General features: G+C 74.7%; 2 protein-coding genes. Both read left to right on the top strand.

Annotated features, from left to right (window positions below):
- Positions 1-646: hypothetical protein (locus ACLEQD_RS43775; protein WP_410391848.1), on the top strand; the 646-nt coding region annotated here is incomplete at its 5' end.
- On the top strand, positions 630-1,049 hold the full coding sequence (locus ACLEQD_RS43770; protein ID WP_410391847.1) for a YfhO family protein: 420 nt from the start codon (positions 630-632) through the stop codon (positions 1,047-1,049). The genes ACLEQD_RS43775 and ACLEQD_RS43770, both read left to right, overlap by 17 nt.
- The last annotated feature ends 170 nt before the right edge of the window (positions 1,050-1,219 follow it).

The raw sequence follows: 1,219 nt of genomic DNA, 5'->3' as shown, positions 1-1,219 counted from the left end.
CTGGCCGGAGGCGCCCGCCGCCGCCATCGAGGGCCTGTCGGACAACGTGGTTCGCATGGGCGGAACGGCGGCGGGGCTCGCGCTGGTGTGCGCGGTCCTGGCGTGGCGGCCCCGGCTGGGTCTGGGGCTGGTGGCGCTCCAGGGCGCGGCGCTCTTCCTGGAGAACGGGCCGCTCTACCAGGTGTCCCCGGCGGAGATATTGGAGACGCCGCCTCCGTTCGCGGAGCGGATCCGCGCGTCCGCGCCGGCGGAGGAGCCGGTGCGGGTGAACACGGTGGTGAAGGGCTACGGGGCGCCGCCCCTGCCCGGCTACGAGTTCAAGGACCGGCTGAGCCTGGGGCAGGTGGCGGTGCTGGCGCCGGACACGTCGGTGTTCTGGGGTATCGAGAGCGCGGGCAGCTACCTGCCGGGGCGGAGCACGCGCCTGCTGCGGCTGATGGGCGACGCACGGCGCTGGTCCTTCGAGCTGGCCCCGCGCCTGTCCACGCCCTTCACGGTGACCCATACGCGCGACCTGGGCGCGGCCCGCCGCCGGGAGCGCGCGTGCTGGCGCAGGAGCCGCTCTTCGAGACGACGCTGCTGGCACATCCGCAGCGCCCGCGCGGATCCACCTGGCCCGGCCGGAGTGCGTGGCGACGTTCGATGAGGCGCTGGCGCGGATGACGGCGCCCGAGCTGCCCGCGCCCGGTACCGTCCTCGTGGAGTGCCCGGCGCCGCTGCCGGTGGAGGCCGCGTCCGGTACCGGAGGCGTGCGGGTCTCGCGCGAGTCGCCGGAGCACTTCACGGTGGACCTGGAGGCCGCCGCGCCCTCGGTGCTGGTGATCAACGATGCGTACCTGCCCGGCTGGACCGCGACGCTGGATGGCGAGCCCGCGCCCATCCTCGCCGCCAACGTGGCGGTGCGCGCGGTGGCGGTGCCGGCGGGACGTCACACTGTGGTGATGCGCTACCGCACGCCGGGGCTCGTTGCCGGGCTGTGGCTGGGCTCGCTCACGCTGGGCGCGCTGGGCGCCGCGATGGTCGTGTCGCGGCGCCGTCCCCAGAGCTGAGCGTCAGGCGTTCTGACCTGGAGGCTTTCTCCGGGATGAGAGGGTGAGAACCCGGCTGGGACGCCCCGTCGGCGGCGGAGCGCGTGAACTGGTCCGACAGTCGGACCAGTGGGGCTTCGTTGGGCGGGAGGGCTCCCCGTCAGCGGCGGACCGCGTGAACTGGTCCGACA

The sequence above is a fragment of the Corallococcus sp. 4LFB genome (assembly GCF_046520365.1).
Taxonomy (GTDB): Bacteria; Myxococcota; Myxococcia; order Myxococcales; family Myxococcaceae; genus Corallococcus; species Corallococcus caeni.
Note: the sequence above shows the minus strand (reverse complement) of the source record. Positions and strands in the feature narration are given on the sequence as shown.